The sequence below is a fragment of the Dinghuibacter sp. genome, from assembly GCF_035492835.1.
Classification (GTDB): Bacteria; Bacteroidota; Bacteroidia; order Chitinophagales; family Chitinophagaceae; genus Dinghuibacter.
Genome location: NZ_DATJIY010000167.1, coordinates 1 through 17,986, shown reverse-complemented (window position 1 = coordinate 17,986; position 17,986 = coordinate 1). Strand labels below are relative to the sequence as shown.

Here is a 17,986-nt window from a genome sequence, read left to right as displayed (position 1 = left end):
GGCCGGCCCGCGACGCCGCGCTTGGTCGTGACCAGGAGCACCCCGTTGGCACCCTTGATCCCGTAGATCGCGGTAGAGGAGGCATCCTTCAGGATGGTGATGCTTTCGATTTCGTTGACGTTGATCTGCGAGAGCTGGTCGTAGTCATATTCGATGTCGTCGACCAGGATGAGCGGCGTGCTGCCCGAGGAGTTGAGGGAATTGACCCCGCGGATAAAAAAGTCGGACGCGTCGTGACCGGGCTGACCCGAACGCTGCACGGCCACGAAACCGGGCAGACGGCCCGCCAGGGCGTTCTGCACGCTGGACGTGGGTATATCCTCGATTTCCTTGGCGTTGATCGAGCTCACGGCGCCGGTCATGGTCGTGCGGGGCTTGGCCTGGCCAAAACCCGTGACGGTGACCTCGTCCATGCTGGAGGTATTTTGTTCCAGCTTTACGTCTATGTTGTCGGAACCCCTTTTTATGGCCACCTCCTGCTTCACATAGTTGACGTAGCTGATGACCAGCTTCCCCGCGGCGCCCTTCAGGACGATCCGGAACTCCCCCTTGTTGTTGGTGGGGACGGAGTTTTTGGTGCCGGCCTCGGTGACCGTGGCGCCCGACAACGGGCCGTACTGGTCCCGGACGGTCCCGGTGATGACCCGGCCCTGGGCCAGGACGGCCTGGACGTCTAAGACGAGCGCCAGGATACAAACATATAGCAGCAGCTTTCTCATTACCAGTTGGGGTTTTGTTTCATTTGAGGATTCTTGACCACTTCGCCATAGGGGATGGGATAGAAATACATCTGGGGGTCCTTAAACGCGGTCGTCAGGACGTTGATACGGTTATAGGTCAGACCGGTGCCGAATTGCTGGATATCTACCCCTTGTACCGGGGAGCTGTTATACGCCTGGGCGGCGATCTTCCACCGGCGAATGTCCCAGTACCGGTGCTCCTCGAAGGCAAGCTCGATACGTCTTTCATTCTGGATGGCGGCCCGCATGTCCGCCTGGTCCATACCCGCCGCCAGACCATACATCCCGTCGGTGCCGGGGTCTATACCGGCGCGTTTGCGCAGCGAATCCAGGACGCCGTAGACCGCGATGGTCGGACCGGACGCCTCGTTTGTCGCTTCGGCGTAGTCCAGCAGGATCTCGGCGTACCGGCAATACGGGAAGTCGTGGATGGTATTGGAATAGACGGGAGGGCTGCTGCTGACACTTTCGAAGGGCCCCATGAATTTACGCATGTAGTAACCCGTCTTGGTTTCGGCGGACGTGCCGCCGGGTTTGTCGAGACCGCCGTCATACGTCTGCACGGCCCGGTTCAGCCAGAGGTGGCCGTTGTAGAATATCGTCGCCGCCAACCGGGGATCGCGGTTGTCATAGGGGTTCAGGGGATTATAGCCCGAAGCGGGGTTGGTGATCGCCAGGCCGTTGGACATGGGGAAGGCGTCCACGAGCGCCTGGCTCGGGCTGGTTTGACCGCCGCCACCCGCGGAACCGTATCCGACCGGAGAGTTTTTGGTTTCGATGCTTTCGCTCGCCCCGCTTTGCACCCACAAGATGACCTCGGGGTTGCTGCCGACGGGTATCGCCTGCGTGGTAAAGGCGTCATAAAACGACGGGGTGAGCTTGAACACTCCGAGGTTCATGATGTCCTGGGCAGCCTGGGCGGCCGCCTGCCACCGGGTGGCGTCGAAACTGGGGTAACCGGTGAGCGGGTCGGAGCCGTCGATGTTACCGCCGTTGTACAGGGGGCTTGCCGCGAGCAGCAATGTTTGCGTCTTAAGCGCCATCGCCGCTTCCCTGGTGATGCGTCCATAGTTGCCCGCGTCCACGCCCATGGCGGTCCGGAGACTGTCCTTGATGTTGTTGCACTCCGAGACGATATAGTTGACGCAATCCGAAAAGGAGTTCCTGGGCAACTGAACGTTGTCGGTGATGCTGAACAGGGTGTCGCCCACCAGGGGGACGCCCCCGTATCGCTGGAGCAGCCGGTAGTACGTAAAGGCCCGCAGGAACCGGGCCTCCGAACGCAGCGCGCCGATGGCCTTTCTTCCGTCCGGAAGTAACAAGATGAGGGGGACCCGGTATATGTATTTGATAAATACGTTACAGTCCCGGATGACGTTGTAGTTATAGGCCCAGTCGTCGTCGGCGTTCGGGGACGCCGCGGTGTACTGACCCGTCGCGATCATCTGGACGGCGGATACCGTATTGGAGCTGGAAACGGCGTCGTCCGACGCGGCGTCGAGGTAGTCGCCGGTGATACGGTTGTGTCCGCTAGGCAGCGCTTCGAGATAGCAGTTGGACAGGTATAAGATCGCCTGCTGGCCGGACGAATCCTGCGTATTAAAGACGTCGTCGAGGGTCGCCTGCTGGCCCAGGGGCACCGATTCATAGTTCTTCTGGCAGGCAGACATCACGCCTATACACAAACCGAGGATAAGACAATATTTGCGCATCGTCGTTAGAATTTAAGGTTGATCCCCAGGTTCAACACGCGTTGCAGGGGATAGCTTGGTAAGGACACTTCGGGATCGATCCCCTTGAAGGCTTCGTGCGTGAACAGGTTCTGGGCGCTCCCGAATATCTTGATACCGCCGATCTTGGCCCGCCGGAGCAGGCTGTAGGGCAGGTTGTAGGCGATGCTGAGGGTTTTCAACCGCCAGTAGTCGCCGTTGTGGTTCAGGTAGGACGAAGGAACATAGCTGGGGTAACCGGGGTTATAGTTATAGTTGTTACCACCCGCCGTCAGCCTCGGCGACGTCGCGACGGCCGCGTTCTCCGGTATCCAGCGGCCGAGTATCTGCTGATAGGCCTGGGAATACTGGTTGTTCTGGGAGAGAAATCCCTCATAGATGTAGGCGTTGTTTTCCAGCTCCTCGCGGTTGGTCACCCCCTGGATCAGGGCGCTGCATTCGAACCCCATATATTCAAAGCCAAGCGTCAGCCCGTAGTAGATCAGCGGGCGACCCTTGCCGATCGGGGCGATGTCGAACTGGCTGATGATCCCGTCGCCGTTGAGGTCCTTGTATTTGATGTCCCCGGCTTTGGGGGTATATCCCGGGAGCGTGGGGCCGGCGGCTGCCGCCGCACCGCTCTGGTAGAGACCGTCGGCCTGGTACCCGAAGAGCTGGCCGACCGGGCGACCGGTCCGTACGTTCCAGGCGTTTTGTTCATATTGCTCCTGCATATACAGGACCTTTGACTGTTGTACGGAGGCGTTACCGGTGACAAAATAGTTGACGTTGCCGGCGTGGTTCTGGTAGGTCAGCGAGACCTCGGCCCCCTGGTAAAGGTCCTTGCCGATGTTCTCATACGGGTATTGGATACCGACGATCGCGATGTTGTCGCCCCGTTGCTGCATGACGTCGTAGTAGCGTTCGTGGTAGTAGTCCCCGGTAAACAACAGCGTGTTGTGGAGGAAGGCCACGTCCACGCCCCCATCGAATTTATCCGCCTTTTCCCAGGTGGCGTTGGAGTTGGGGAGGAACTGGCTGCCATTGGTCCCGTCTTCCGCCCAGGAATTGACCTGGCCGCTGGTGTACGAGCTTCCGATCGAATAGGTCCCGGCGACGTTCTGGAAATGCTCGCGCCAGATATAGTAGCCATAGTTGTCGACGTTGGCGTTCCCCGTGAGACCGTAGGTCGCACGCATCTTGAAGTGGTCGACCCAGGGGAAGAGCTGTTGGAAGAAGCGCTCCCTGGTGACGTCCCAGCCGAGACCGCCGGCATAAAAGAAGCCGTATTGGTGACCGGGGGCGTAGCGGCTGTATCCGCTGTAGTTGGCGGCACCTTCGACAAAGTATTTTTGTTGGTAGTTGTAGGATGCCTTGCCCGCGAAATTGGTCAATTGCGACGGCAGGTCGTAGTTGAAGAGCTGGCGTTTCTGGTCGGCCATGATTTCCGCGCTGACGCCACTGGCGCCAAAGGTCCGGTCATACCCGGCGGACAACCGGAAGTAGCGGTAGCGGGCCCACGCGGTCTGTCCGAACGTGTTGTTCTGAGCGATCGAGCTGCCAAACCCGTTGTAGGCCGTATCACTGCCGGGGGCGGCTTTCATCGTGTATACCTTTGTCTGGTAGCTGCGGTTGATCAGGGTCTGGGACTCCACGGACACGTTGCCGCTGGCATTCACCCAAAGACCCTTGGTCACCATGTCCAGCTTGTATTTCAGGTTGAGGTTCGTGAGGACGTCGCGGAGGTGTGATTGCTCGTAGCCCGACGCCGTGACCATGGCCAGGAGGTTCTCGGTGTAGAATTGGTTGCCGCCAAATGACCCGTTGGGGTTATACACCGGGTAGGCGTTGTTGGGCGTGCTGAGCAACGCGGACAGGATGCCGGATGTTCCGTTCCCAAAGGCCGGCGAGGTACCGCCGTTGCTGCCCCCGGGCTGGGTCGCGTCCTGAAGACGGCCAAAGAGTTGCAGCTGGACCTCGAAATTCTTGTTGACATTGACATCGATCTTGGAATCGACCGCGTAGCGTTGGATCTCCGCGTTGGTGTTAAAGTCGTTGGACGGGGACGAGACAAACATCCCCTGCTGGTCCATATAGCTGAGGTTTAAAACATATTTGGCGATGTTCGAGCCACCCGCCGCGTTGATGTTGATCCGGCTGAGGAGCGGATTCTTCTTGATGATGGTGTTGTACCAGTTTACGTCGGGGTGGCCGTAGGGATCGGTGTGGTTCCGGTAGGCGGCGAAGTCCGCCTGGGAATAGGCGACCGGTTTGCCATCGTTCAACAGCGCCTCGTTGAGGAGATAGGCATACTGGTAAGCGGGCAACGGGGTGGGCAGACCGAGGGACGTCTGCGCACCCGACTCTGCGGTGATGTCCAGGTGCGTGGGACCGGACATCGGCTCCTTGGTCGTGATGATCAGCGCGCCCCTGGAGCTGTTCTGACCCAGGAAGATGTTGGACAGCGGGTCCTTCAGGATGGAAATCGATTCGATCGTCCGCGGGTCGATGGAATACAATTCCCGCTGGACGCCGTCGACGATGGCGATGGGGTTTTGCGAGGCGCTTTGTCCGTGTCCCCGGAGCGTGACGGAGAATTCCGAGTTGTCGGTCGGTCCCGTACCGCTGGCGTTGTTGGGTACGAAGGTGCCAAGGAAGATGTTGTTTTGCGTGAGCGAAGCCGAATTAAACGAAGGAAAACCGGCCGTCTGGTTCACGTCGAGCCCCGCCAGTCTTCCCGGTAAGGCATACAGGATCGAAGACGCGGGCGTCTCCCCTATCTCGTGGGATCCCACGGTCGAGATCGACCCCAGGAAGGAGGCCTTTGACGCCTGTTCGTACAGGACGTTCACTTTATCGGACGCCGTTGCCGGCAACGCGACGGTATCCGCGGCCAGGGCGGCCCCGATCGGCGCTTGTTGCGTGATGAGGAAGCGTTCGTTGAGCCGGATGTGTACCTCCGTCGACCGCACCCGGACCTGCGCGAAGTCAAACCGGGGGTGTTGGAAGGTCAGGGTCGATCCGGGCCCGGCGTCGATGTGGAACACGCCGTCTTCTCCGGAAACGGTTGCCGTCTTTTGACCCTTGACGGTGACGAGCACGCCTGCCAGCGGATGACCGTAGTTGTCCGTTACGGTGCCGCTCACCGCGGGTTTACCGCCGCCAGCCAGGACGGCCCTGCAAGACAGCAGGAGGATAAGCAATAGTATGGGGAGTCTGGGTGAGCGCATATCATTGGCAGTTGAAGATGAATGTAAAAGCGGTGTCGGTACCGCCACCGTAGCCTACTTTGTTGCCGCCGGCGGCGTCGGTGAAGAAGTAGTGCAGGCTGTCGAGCGTTTTCCCGGCGGGGAGGTTGAAGAAGCCCCGGGGCCAGATGTCGATCTGCCATTGGCCGGCGCCCTGCGACACCAGCTGGGTCTTGGAGGTCTGCTGGCAGACCTGGATGCTGTCCCCCGCATTGGTGTAGCCCGTCGCGCACAGGTAAACGCTGGTGGCGTTAGAAAGCCCGTTGCTGACCAGGGTCGAATTGAATGGTAGGGCGATGATGTCGTTGTCGAGGGCGGTGGAGGGCGTTACGACCGACAGCTGGGGATGGATGAAGTCGACCAGCGTACCCGGTCCATATACCCGTATGGGGGTCGACGGGATATAGGCGCTATAGTACGACGTGGGCGGCCAGTTGCTAAACACCGTGCTGTGGAGGCCATCGTTGCTTTCCGCCAGGCAATATTCCATGTTGAACCAGAGGTTCGTCTGTCCGACGGGTATCTGGATATTGACGGTGACGGTGTAGTCGGTATTGTCCGAGGTCGGGTAGGCCTGGTCGGAATAAAAGGCGACCCATTCGTACTCCGGGATGAGGTTGCCCGCGTGCCCGAGGGTATTCATCAGGTCCGTTTGCCAGCTGAGGCCGTTGCCATTGGGCGCGGGTTGCGACGTAGGTATGGAGGACATGCCCTGCGGACCGTTGGAGATGTTGCTGGTGAAGGTCACCTTGGCGTTGGCGGCGGCATTCCACACCTTGGGGACCAGGAAGCCCACCATCAGGTTGGCCGTCGGGTTCGAGTTGGTGGAAATGGTACCCGTAAGGGTGACGTTCAGCACGTCGCCCGCGTTGACGCTCGCGGGCTGGGTCACGGTGTTGATCGTGACGGAACAGGCGACGATCACCAGGATGGCCACCGTTCCGCCGATCTTCCACAAAAGGTTCCAGCGTTTTCTGCTAATCTTGAGTGTCATGGTGAAGCGGGTTTATTGGGTGACCGGTTGGAGGGTGTATTTATACGTATTGGCCGTGCAGCCCGGGCTGAACGTAAGGATCATGTTCCTCAGGCCGTTCACCACGGGGAAGCTCAGCGAAGATTCGACGCCGCTGGCGCTGTCGGCGGGCGTGAGCGTGATGGAAAACGGGTACTGCGGGTCGTCGACCTTCCACTTCCCGTTGTGCGCCACCATGAAGGGGAGCAGGCTGTCGATCATATAGGCGCTGTCCGTGAAAATGATCCGGAATTTCGTGAAGTCGAAATAGTGCAGAAGGTCCGTACCGTTCTCGGTGGCATCGACGATCTGCCAGGTACCGGTGATCTTCTTGGCCGGCTCCGACGCCACCTTGAGGTTGCTCTCGACCTTGCAGGCAGCCACCAGCAACAGGAGCATGGCGGCTTTGAGAATTTTGTTCATATCGGCAAGTTATCGTTTTAGTAAAGGGGGTTCTGTTGGAGCATCGGCAATTTGGCGATCTCCGACAAGGGGATCGGCCAGAGGTACATCGCCTTGGAGAAGTGATGCTGCCGTACGTTGAATTCTTTATAAACCGTCCCCGCCGTGCTCCGGTCGACCTCCATGCCGTGCATCATCTGGTTGTCGGTCGAGTCCGCAATCATCCAACGGCGGACGTCGAAGAAACGGTTCCCCTCGAAGGCCAGCTCGAGCCGGCGTTCGTTCTGGATGGCCCGGCGCATCTGGTCCTGGGTGAGGTTGGGATCGAGCTGGTAGGGTCGCAATCCGGCGCGATAGCGCACGGCTTCCACGGCTTGGTGGACGGTAGCCACCGGTCCTTGTGACTCGTTGGTCGCCTCGGCGTAGTTGAGGAGTATCTCGGCGTAGCGGATGAGCGGCAGACAACGGTTGGTTTCCGGGATGTTGTTCTGGATCACCGTCGGGTCGATCATCTTATTGATATAATAGCCGGTCGCCGTGCCCTGGTAGACCGCATCCTGGCTGGAGGCTACCGGAGGGGTGACGTTGGCATTGAGGTATATAGCCAGCGGCGTCGGCGCGTTGGAACCCACCGTCGGACGCAGCGTACTGTCGTGCATGAAGGTGTAGCTCAGGCGCGGGTCCCGGTTCTTGTAAGGGTTGTTGGGATCGTAGCCCGAATTCGGGTCGGTGATGGCCAGGCCGTTGCTCATGGGGAAAGCCTCCAGGAGGTCCTCGTAGGGGTGGGGACCACCCGAGCCACCCCGTGAAGGCGCATCCCAGATGTGCTCCAGGTAGCGGTTGGGGTCCATCATGTGCGGCAGGATGTATTCGGTGTTATAGCGCTGCAGGAAGACCTCGTCAAACCCCAGTCCCAATTGCGTCGGATCGGTGGTGGTATCTTCGTAAAGGCTGTAGGCGCCCGAGGTAATCACCGCCTGGGCGGCGTTTGCGGCCAGGACCCAGCGGTTGGGGTCGGCGTCGGGATAGGCTACGATCGAATCGAGCGCCGTTCCCTGGCCGATACCGCCGTTCTGGAACAGCGGGCTGGCGGCGTAAAGGTACAACCGCGACTTGAGCGCCATACAAGCGCCCTTGCTGGCCCGGCCGTAGTTCGAGCCCGACTGGGTGAGGGGCAGGACCAGCGCCGCGGAGTCGCACTCGGAGGCAATATAGTTGACACACGCCCGGAAGCTGCTCCGGACCGCGGTGGGCTCGGACGCGTTCGCATACACCGTATCGCCGATCAAGGGTATACCCCCGTAGTGCTCCAGCAGGATAAAATAGTACCAGGCCCGCATAAAGCGCGCCTCGGCCTTGGTCTCTGCCTTCAACTGGCTGTTGAAGGGGATGATGTTCAAATGCTGGAGGTACTGGTTGGCCGCGCGGATCATCCCGTAGGACGTCGCCCAGGCGTCGATGGGCACCACCGTGGGGGTCACCGTACCCAGCGCGAACATCGTAAAACCGTTGGAGCTGGAGGCGTTGGGGCCTTCCGCTTCGTCACAGGCGGCCTCGAGCCCGGCCGCGAAGGCGCCCCCGTTGAAGCGCAGGGGGTCCGTGGCAAAGCCGATGTTGACGTAAAGATTGTTGAGGAACTCCATCGCATAGGTACTGTCCGTGAAAACCTTGGTCGAATCCAGGCTGGACGTCTGCGTAGAGCTGAGGTAGCCGTTCTTTTTACAAGCTTCCGTGGTCAGGAGCAGGGCGAGTACCGCAAATGGCATCGCCAGTAGCGCACTATTTTTTCTCATAAGAAATTTAAAAAAAGAAAATGCCTATCCGGTCGGGTAATCTGCCGCACCGGTCAATAGATAAAGGGGTTGAAAAAAGAAGACTAGGGAGATGAATAATGTGGGATCAATTCCTTCATATGCAGCAATAGTTAAGTGGGTAAAATGCAACCTTTCCGGCCTAAAAGTAGAACTAAAAAACGTTTTAGCAAAGATTTTAGGCACTTTTTTGCCATAATATCAAATATTTTTTGCAAAATAGTGCCGCCAAATATTTGCTCCTTCATTTCCCTCATCTACCAAATTGCTTCTTTTATGAAAAAAATCATCTACGTTCTGCTGGGACTGCTTATGCTGGTCCCCGCATTTGCCGAATCATCCGCCAAACACACCGTCAAAGCCGCCACCGCAACCGCAACGGTGTCGGAAATCGCCTTTGCTTTTACATATACGTCGGCGGGCAGCCCCAACTATTACAACGTCACCATCGGCTGCTACGTCATAGATTTAAACCTGCTTACCGTCACGGAAGTACCCGCTGCCAATAGTTTCTCGATCAGCATCCTCGGTGGACCGCTGGCCGGGAATACGATAAACTGGCCGGCAAACCAAATGTCATTTGGCATTAACGGTCTGTATTTTCCGTTGCAACCCGGCAGCCAGTCGGCCAATGTGTTTCCGGCGTCTGTCGGGGGCATCCCGGTCCTTCAGGGTGTCTTCCTGCTCTCGGATCTGCTGCCGTAAGGGCGGATCTGCGCTCATAACTGAATAGAAAACGGGAGCAAATATTTGGCCTTATATTCGTCCACCCATGTACCCCACCATTTCTTATTTGCTCCATGACCTGACGGGGCTGGACATACACGTGCCGCTGCCCACGTTCGGTTTTGTGATGGCCCTTTCTTTCTGGGCCGCCTACTGGGTCTTTACGCTCGGGTTCAAACGCGTCATGGGGCCTGCGTACCCCGTGCGCCGTCTGATGGACATCCTGTTGCTGAGCTGCGGCATCATCGGCTTTGCCGGGGCCGTGCTCCTGGCCGCCATCGAAGCCCCGGACGGATTCGGCTACAACGGCCTGAATTATTACGGCGGATTGATCTTTGGCGCCGTGACCTACCTCGTCATCACCCGCCGCAAGGGCATCCCCCTGATCGTGGCGGCCGATGTGGGAAGCCCGGGAATGATGCTGGCCTATGCGATAGGCCGGATCGGGTGTCAGCTGTCGGGTGACGGCGACTGGGGTATCGTCAATCTGTCGCCCACGCCGCGCTGGCTGCCGGTCTGGGCCTGGGCCGAACGCTACCCGCACAACGTCCTTCGCCAGGGGCAGTATATCCCGGGGTGCGGCGGCAGCTATTGTTCGGAGCTGCCGCAACCGGTCTTCCCGACGCCCTTGTACGAGACCATTGTATGTCTTTTACTGTTCTGGGCGCTATGGCGGTTGCGGCGTCACGTACGTCCGGGCTTCGTTTTTGCCACCTACCTGGTGTCGGCGGGTCTGGAGCGGTTCCTGATCGAACTTATCCGCATCAATCCGCGGCACTTTTTTGCCGGTTTATCGCTCACCCAGGCGCAATGGATATCACTGGGACTGATAACCGTGGGAATTTTTGTATTTTTATACCTCATTTACTATCAAAGCTTGCAAAAAAGTGCCATACCATGTCGAGATCGATCCTGAAGGAACGCCCACCTCTAACCAAGTCGGACTGCTTTTCTTATTTTGCCCGCTATAAAACCGAATTCAACTTTCCCGTCCACTACCACGAAGAGTTTGAGCTGAATTTTATAGAGAATGGCGCGGGCGCGCGCAGGATCGTAGGCAGCAGCGTGGAAGACATCGACAGCGTGGAATTGGTACTCGTCGGCTCCAACATCCCCCACGCCTGGTTCACGCACCGGTGTACCAGCGGAGACATCCTGGAAATCACCATCCAATTTCATAAGGACCTCTTCCATGAGACGTTTTTAAAGCGGACCCAGCTCAATTTTTTAAGGACCATGTTCGAACGGTCCCTGCGGGGGATATCCTTCTCCCGTCGCACCATCGAACGCATCGCCCCCCGTATCAAGGAGCTCGGGCACAAAGAAGGCTTTGAGTCGGTGATGGAGCTGATGGGGATCCTCCACGAGCTGTCGGTTTCGCCCGACGCCCGGACGTTGTCGGAGGACGTCAACTATAATTCGGATCTGGTCTACACCGACGTCCGCCGCGTCGAGGTCGTGATCGACTTCATCAACGAGCACTTCAGCCGCACCATCCGGCTGGCCGAGGCCGCGGAGCTCGTCGACATGACCGAGACGGCCTTCAGCCGGTTTTTCAAAACCAAAACCGGTATCACCTTCGTAGACTACATCAACGACATCCGCATCGGGCACGCCTCCCGGATGCTCATCGACACCAATACGCCCATCGCGGAGATCGCGTCTGACTGCGGGTTTACGTCGATCACCAATTTTAACCGGCTTTTCAAGAAGCGGAAGGGCATCGTGCCGAAGGACTTCCGCGAGAAGCACGGGACGCCGGACAGGAAAATTTTCGTCTAAACATGAGGAATATCTATACCAGCCTTCTAATGATGGCCATGACACTTTGCGCCGCTGCCCAGGAAAAACCGATCGCGCTCTACCCTGCCGGCGTGCCCAATGCCAAACCGGCGCCCGCGGGCTATGCCGAAACGAACAACAACGGATGGATATACAAGGTCACGGACCCCAGGCTGCTCCCGTTCTTTCCCGAACCCGGTAAAGCGACCGGCGCCGCCGTCGTGATTTGCCCCGGCGGGGCGTATGGCGGACTGGCGTCGACCTATGAGGGAATCGACGTCGCCCGGGCCTTTGCACGGGTGGGTGTCACCGCCTTCGTGCTGATATACCGCCTGCCCAGCGACGACATCATGACAGACAAGTCGATCGGCCCGCTGCAGGACGCGCAGACGGCCATCCTCACCGTCCGGCATCACGCGGCGGAGTGGCATATCGATCCGTCGAAGATCGGGATCATGGGCTTTTCCGCGGGGGGCCACCTGGCTGCGACCGAAGGCACGCACTTTGACAAGCCGGTGATTTCCGTTCCCGCCGGTGTTAGCGTGCGGCCGGATTTTATGTTGCTGATCTATCCCGTCATCACGTTTGGCAAGTTTACACACGCCGGTTCGCGTGAGAACCTGATCGGCAAGAACCCTGCCGAAGCGCAGGTCGACCTGTACTCCAACGAAAAACAGGTGACCGACGCGACGCCACCCACGTTCCTGGTCCAGGCGGAGGATGATGGTACCGTGCCGGTGCAGAACAGCCTGATGTTTTACGACGCGTTGCTGGAACACAAGATACACGCGGAGATGCACCTGTTTCAGGAAGGCGGCCACGGCTTTGGGATGAACAACCCGAAGACCTCCGAAAAATGGATGGATTGGGCCCTTGCCTGGATGACGGAGAACGGGTTTATGCACCGGTAGCCTATCGGGCTATGGCGATCTTGACCTTTTGGGTCTTTAGCTTTTGATCCTTGATCAGGTGGAGGACGTGGTTTACCGTTGACTTCCGTATGGCGACAAAGGCGGAAAAGTCCTTGACCTCGATGAGCCCGATGTCGTCTTTTTTCAACTGACCCTTATTGGTAAAGAAACCGACGATGTCGACCTTGTTGACCTTGTCCTTTTTGCCGGCGGCGATAAACAGCGTCGTCCACTGCGGCGGGGGCGGCAGGGTCTCTGTCGCGGGCAGGTCGATTGTCCCCGGTTGGCCGGGTATATATGGCGGAAGCGTCTCGTCGGGGCCAAGGAGGAGGATGGCGGTGCCGCTGGCGTCCATGCGGGCAGTCCTGCCATTGCGGTGGATAAAGACTTCTTCGGTGGCGGGCAGGTGATAATGGATGATGTAACGGATATTGGGTACGTCCAGACCGCGGGAGGCAAGGTCGGTGGTGACCAGGGTATTGACGCTGTGGTTGCGGAATTTGGCCAGGGCTACCTCGCGTTCGGGTTGTTCGAGGGCGCCGTGGTAAAAGACGTTGGGTAGGCCTTTGTCCTTTAAAAAGGCGCTGGTACGCTCTACGGAATCGCGATGGTTACAGAAAACGACGGTGGAGCGGCCGCCGATACGGCAGAGGAGGCGGAAAAGCGTTTCCAGCTTATCGTTGTCGGGACTTTGGACCACTTCGAGGGCCAGGCTTTCTTTGGGTTTGCCGCTGAGGAAGTCCAGGGTTTGAGGGTTGTGAAGCCCCACAAACGCGGGAATGTCCACGCCCGGAGTGGCGGAAGTGAGGATTCGTTTATGTAGGGATTTCAGGTTGTCGATAAGGAATATCATCTCCTCCTGGAACCCCAATTCCAGCGATTTGTCGAACTCGTCCAGGACCAGGGTGTGGATGGTTTCGGGGTGTATATTCCCCCTGCGCAGGTGGTCCCCCAGGCGTCCGGGGGTCCCGATGATGAGGGCCGGGGCCTCGAGGAGGTTGTTCTCTTCGGTTTCCCGTTTGTGACCGCCATAGCAACAGGTCACCTTGAGACCGGTCCCCATTTTCCGGAAGACCTGCTCTATCTGGAGCGCCAGCTCCCGCGAAGGCACGACGACCAATGCCTGGGTTGTGGGGACGTCCTCGTCCATCGTCTCCAGCAACGGTAACAGGAACGCCAGCGTCTTCCCCGAACCGGTGTCCGACAGCAAGACGAGGTCTCCTTCCTGCCGCGCGGCTTCCAGGGCCGCGGTTTGCATGTCATTGAGGGCATCGATATTGAGCGGGGAAAGGAGCCTTTCGAGCGTACGCGGGGTCATTACCATTTCGCAAAGGTACGAAAAGGCGCGCCGAAGTCATATATTCCCGATCCAACCTGCCGCACGGCTCCCGGCAGGACGATCGTCGCCGTCGTATTCACCGGTATCTCCACGTGCAAGCTGAAGCGCCGGCCATCCACATGCCATCGCGAGCGTATGGTCCCATACGGGCACTCATAGCGGACGTCCGCGGAGGACAAGCCGTCCAGACACACGGGGTCTATGATGATCTTCTTGTACGCGATGGACCCAGGCGCCTGTCGTATCCCGCCTATCCCTTCGTACAGCCATTCCATCAGGTGTCCCAGCATCAGGTGGTTGTTCGACACCTCCTTCAAGGCCGGCCAGGATTCCGTCAGGGACGTGGCGCCCCTGGCCAGTTGAAAGCCATACCCGGGGACGTCGCTTCGGTTATTCATCGCGTAGATCGTCCGATCCGCCTGGCCGTCGCTCAAAGCCCGGACCAGGAAATGAAAACCTACGTCTCCTGCCGTCAGCTTGTAGCCGGACAGCCGGATAGAATCGATCAGGTTCGAAAGCACCCCCGCGCGGTCCGCGCTATCCACCAACCCCACGCAAAGGGGAATGGCTATCGCCGTCTGGCTGCCGGTCGAATAGGTTTTTGTTTTATTATCGAAGAACCGTTCATTAAATGCCTTTCGTACCGCGGCGGCCAGTTGGGTATACCTTTCCACGTCAGCCATACGGTGTAACACGCCGGCAACCTTCGCCATCAGCGAAACGTCGTAGAAGTAGATCGCGGTTGCCGTCAGGGCTTTGGGCGTGAGCTGGGCCTCCCCCGGGAAATTCGGACCATAATCGTACCAGTCGCCCAGACCGTAGTCGAGGATATGGGCTTTTGACCGCTTGTCCAGGTAGTTCACATACCGTTGCATCATGCCATAAGCGGTAGCCAGGGTCTCCTCGTCGCCGTACCAGGAATACAATAACCAGGGCAGGATGACCGACGCGCTGCCCCATTCCGGGGAATCCCTGAAACCGCCATCGAATTGGGTGTACTCGGGGGCGATGTCGGGGACGAGGCCGCTGGCCAGTTGGGCGTCCATCATGTCGTGGACGATGCTCCGGTACAACAACGAGATGTCGTAATTGTATTGGATGGACGCGCCCATCAGGTAGTCCTGCTCCAGCCACCCGAGTTTTTCCCGGTGCGGGCAATCGGTAATGACGCTTTGCATATTGCTTTTGATCGCCCAACGGATCAGCTTATCGATGCGGTTGAACAGGTCGTTGGAGCAACGAAACGACCCGGTTGCCCGGGCTTCGTTCCGCGTATGGAGCATGGTCAGCTTTAGGGTATCCGTGCCCGTTACCGCCACGTACCTGAACCCGTAGTAGCTGAACCGGGGACGCCAGGTTTCCCATCCCTCTCCCTTTATGATATAGGTGAAGTAATAGGGCCCGCCGGAAGCCCGTTGGTTGGGACGACCGTCCTCGTCCACCAATTCCGAGGGTGTGAGCCGGACGGTGTCGCCCCTGCGCCCCTTTACTTTCAACTCCACGATTCCGGAGGCGTTCTGGCCGAAATCGTAGGAGCGGGTCGTTTTGTCGATGACCCGCGTGGTCTTGACATGCAGGGTCTCCGCCACCGTTACCGGGTTGTCGGTTTCGGGCGTCAGTTTCCCTTTTGGCGCCGTTACCGGCAGCGCTGGCTTCCAACCGTCCGCTTTGAACCCCGGGGACGCCCATCCGGGCTGGTCCAGCCGGGCATCGTAATCCTCGCCGCCATAGATGCTGGTAAAGGTTATCGGGCTGGGCGACGTTGTCCACGACCCGTCGGATAGGACAGATTCGGTAGCGCCATCGGTATAGGTGATCCTTAGAAGACAAATCATCCTCGGGCAACCAAAGTCGACCTCCAATTTATGGTACCGTTCCGGGCTTACGTTAAAAAAGCCGTTCCCGACGATCAGGCCAAGGGCGTTTCCTCCCTTTTTGACGAGCCCGGTCACGTCGTAGGTATTGTACAGACAGGTTTTGTTATAGTCGGTCCAGCCAGGCGACAGGAACCGGTTCCCGACTTTACGGCTATTCAGGTATAGTTCATACTGACCCAAACCGGTCGTAAACACCATGGCGCTTTTCACCGGCCGCTTGACCGTGAAATCCTTCCGAAAGAGCGGGATCACCGTCCTGCCGCGCGCCATGTCTTCATATCCTATCCAACTGGCGCCCTGCCAATCCGCCTCTGAAAATAGCCCGGTGGTAAAAGGAGCGATACGGCTCCATTTTGTCGCGGTCCCGTGGCCGTCCCATACGCGCACCCGCCAGTAATACGTGGTTCCCGGTTGTAAGAGGCGTCCCCTGTAGTACATATTGACGCTTCCGCTCCCGGCGGTCTTCCCGGAGTTCCATACGGTTTCATTTCCCGCCAACGCGGCCGGCGATGTGCCGATCACCAGCTGCCAGGCTGTTTGCACGCTGTTCCTTTCAGGGCTGGTCATTGTCCAGGCAAAGGGGATACCCGTCAGGGAGACGCCCGTGGGGGTGGGTTGCCCGGTGCAACGGGTGGTGGTGATGGTGATCGGAGAGGCGGGCGGCGCAGTGGCGGCGGATGTTTGGGCGGCGGCCAGCCCGATCAGCAAGAGGAGCTTCATGGGATGAAGATCGCCAAACATGGACAATTTTGGGTTTGCACGCATGAATATGTCAAATCCCGCAACGGTTGGGTCAAAGAGGTATATCCGGGCATAACTAATTCGTGGTCGTGCCGCTGACCTGCCGGCTGTTGACGCTTTCTCCTCCGTTGATGTGCCCGGTGGAAACGACGTAGTAGTAGGTGGTGTTGGGGCTGAGGCCGGTGTCGGTGTAAGTGCCGCCGCTCACGCCGGCGGCGATGGTGGTGTAGGGGCCGCCGTTGATGGTGGCGCGTTTCAGGTTGTAGCACGGAGCGTCGGTGACGGCGGACCAGTCGATCTTGATGGAGCTGGAGGACAGGACGTGCGGGGTGAGGCTGGAGGGTGCGGATAAAACGGAAGGTGTCGGGAGCGTGGTGGTGTAGGCAGTCTGGCCCTTGACCATGGCGGCGCCGTCTTTGGTCAGCCGGAGATAGAAGTCCGAGGAGCAGTGTACGCCGTCGGCGTCGAGGGTCAGGAAGTACTCGCCGGCGGGGATGGAGGAGGCGTCTTCGGCACAGTTGAGGATACCGGTGGCTTCGTTTTCTTCGTCAAACATCGAGATGTAGACGCTGGGAACACCGGCGGCGCGGACGCCGGCGAACTGAGTCCACATAAAGAGGCCATGGTTGCGCGGGATCTGGTTCTGGGGAGACTTGGCGCCGCCGTTGGTGTTGTAAAAGGCGGTACCGGGGTATACGTCGGCCTGGTAGTCGATCCCGTGGGCGGTACAGTAGGCCAGGTCGCTGGCATAGTCGGCTTCGAAGTTGGTGGCAGCGGTTTTGCCGACCATCCAGGGCATGATCATGTTACACAGGTTGTAGGCGGGCTGGTTTGCGGTGTCGGTGGCAAAGCCTTCGAGCGGGCCGCCGATGACGTAACAGCCTTGGTTTTTGAACCAGTTGATCGTATTCTCCCAGTCGGCGACGGCGCCGCGGCCGGACTTGCCGACGCCCCAGAGACAGACGACGGGTTTGCCGTTCTGGTGGGCGTAGGCGCTGGAGGACGTCAGGTGCTGGGCGCCCACTATGGTATTGGTCCAGTCGGATTCCACCGCGTCGGTGGCGCTGCAGTCGTACATGATATAGAACTTGCGGCCATAGGTTTGGGCGGCGAGCATCATTTTCGCATCCACCGAGTCGTGGAAATTCTTGACGGCGCCGGGGCTGGTATAGCTGCCAAAGCGCTGGAGGGCGATACAGTCGATCCCGTTCTGCTGCATCCAAAGACAGTGTACATTGGCAACCTGCTGGTCGTCGGCGCTATACATCTTCGCGGGCTGGCCGTTACCGAGGTTGCCCGTGAAGCCGGGTTGTTGTACGCCATCCTGATAAAACGGGTCGCCCGAATACGCGCGCGTATACTGCCGGATGTCCGGCCACGTCTCCATATTGGTGTGGCCCCAGGCATTGAGCGGGGAGCCGTCGCCGGCGGCGGAAAACCAGCCCTGGTAACCAACGGTGACCTTCCCGACGACGTCGCCGGGGGACGAGGCGTCAGATGTTGGCATTGGCAGGGAATCGGTGTGGTTGGGTTTGACGCAACCGGCGGCCATCAATACGGCCGAAGCGAAGAGGAACACATGGCAAAGCATAACGATTTGGTTTTTCCTGGAAAATACCGGCGCGGGGTAAAAAATATCTTAATAATTGATTAATTTAACCTTACAACCTCTGATATGTCTGACCGCC

General features: G+C 58.7%; 13 protein-coding genes. 4 read left to right on the top strand and 9 right to left on the bottom strand.

All coding sequences use genetic code 11. The annotated features are described in order from the left end of the window. The 6 genes from VL547_RS15745 to VL547_RS15720 all read right to left on the bottom strand — a co-directional run. Positions 1 to 719 (bottom strand): TonB-dependent receptor plug domain-containing protein (locus tag VL547_RS15745; RefSeq protein WP_325579508.1); only part of this gene is annotated, 719 nt, incomplete at its 3' end. Continuing rightward, complete coding sequence (locus tag VL547_RS15740) at positions 719 to 2,452, bottom strand: RagB/SusD family nutrient uptake outer membrane protein (RefSeq protein WP_325579506.1); 1,734 nt, start codon at positions 2,450 to 2,452, stop codon at positions 719 to 721. The genes VL547_RS15740 and VL547_RS15745, both read right to left, overlap by 1 nt. Before the next feature lie 5 nt (positions 2,453 to 2,457). Continuing rightward, the gene (locus VL547_RS15735; RefSeq protein ID WP_325579504.1) at positions 2,458 to 5,679 is read right to left on the bottom strand and encodes a SusC/RagA family TonB-linked outer membrane protein; all 3,222 of its coding nucleotides are present in this window, start codon (positions 5,677 to 5,679) and stop codon (positions 2,458 to 2,460) included. Between the two features lies 1 nt (position 5,680). Continuing rightward, complete coding sequence (locus VL547_RS15730; protein WP_325579502.1) at positions 5,681 to 6,691, bottom strand: DUF4961 domain-containing protein; 1,011 nt, start codon at positions 6,689 to 6,691, stop codon at positions 5,681 to 5,683. Between the two features lie 12 nt (positions 6,692 to 6,703). Next, entirely contained in the window at positions 6,704 to 7,132 is a 429-nt protein-coding gene (locus VL547_RS15725; RefSeq protein WP_325579500.1) for a DUF5004 domain-containing protein, read from the bottom strand. A gap of 17 nt (positions 7,133 to 7,149) precedes the next feature. After that, positions 7,150 to 8,904 carry a RagB/SusD family nutrient uptake outer membrane protein gene (locus tag VL547_RS15720; RefSeq protein WP_325579498.1) on the bottom strand — a complete coding sequence of 585 codons (1,755 nt, stop codon included), beginning with the start codon at positions 8,902 to 8,904 and terminating at the stop codon, positions 7,150 to 7,152. Positions 8,905 to 9,198: 294 nt separating this feature from the next. On the opposite strand from VL547_RS15720, the gene VL547_RS15715 reads away from it, so the two are divergent. The 4 genes from VL547_RS15715 (at position 9,199) to VL547_RS15700 (ending at position 12,341) form a co-directional block, all read left to right on the top strand. Further along, entirely contained in the window at positions 9,199 to 9,627 is a 429-nt protein-coding gene (locus tag VL547_RS15715) for a hypothetical protein (protein WP_325579496.1), read from the top strand. A 67-nt stretch (positions 9,628 to 9,694) separates the two neighbouring features. Continuing rightward, the gene (locus VL547_RS15710) at positions 9,695 to 10,564 is read left to right on the top strand and encodes a prolipoprotein diacylglyceryl transferase (RefSeq protein ID WP_325579494.1); all 870 of its coding nucleotides are present in this window, start codon (positions 9,695 to 9,697) and stop codon (positions 10,562 to 10,564) included. Next, positions 10,546 to 11,430, top strand: coding sequence for an AraC family transcriptional regulator (locus tag VL547_RS15705; RefSeq protein ID WP_325579492.1), 885 nt, complete (start codon positions 10,546 to 10,548; stop codon positions 11,428 to 11,430). Before VL547_RS15710 ends, VL547_RS15705 begins: the two co-directional genes overlap by 19 nt. 2 nt (positions 11,431 to 11,432) lie before the next feature. Further along, on the top strand, positions 11,433 to 12,341 hold the full coding sequence (locus VL547_RS15700; protein WP_325579490.1) for an alpha/beta hydrolase: 909 nt from the start codon (positions 11,433 to 11,435) through the stop codon (positions 12,339 to 12,341). A 1-nt stretch (position 12,342) separates the two neighbouring features. Here VL547_RS15700 and VL547_RS15695 read toward each other — a convergent pair whose 3' ends face one another. The 3 genes from VL547_RS15695 to VL547_RS15685 all read right to left on the bottom strand — a co-directional run bounded on the left by VL547_RS15695 (position 12,343) and on the right by VL547_RS15685 (position 17,889). Then, a complete protein-coding gene (locus tag VL547_RS15695) occupies positions 12,343 to 13,665 on the bottom strand; it encodes a DEAD/DEAH box helicase (protein ID WP_325579488.1) in 1,323 nt (440 codons plus the stop codon). Next, complete coding sequence (locus VL547_RS15690; RefSeq protein WP_325579486.1) at positions 13,659 to 16,277, bottom strand: family 78 glycoside hydrolase catalytic domain; 2,619 nt, start codon at positions 16,275 to 16,277, stop codon at positions 13,659 to 13,661. Before VL547_RS15690 ends, VL547_RS15695 begins: the two co-directional genes overlap by 7 nt. Positions 16,278 to 16,374: 97 nt before the next feature. Next, complete coding sequence (locus VL547_RS15685) at positions 16,375 to 17,889, bottom strand: hypothetical protein (RefSeq protein WP_325579484.1); 1,515 nt, start codon at positions 17,887 to 17,889, stop codon at positions 16,375 to 16,377. Between the last annotated feature and the right edge of the window lie 97 nt (positions 17,890 to 17,986).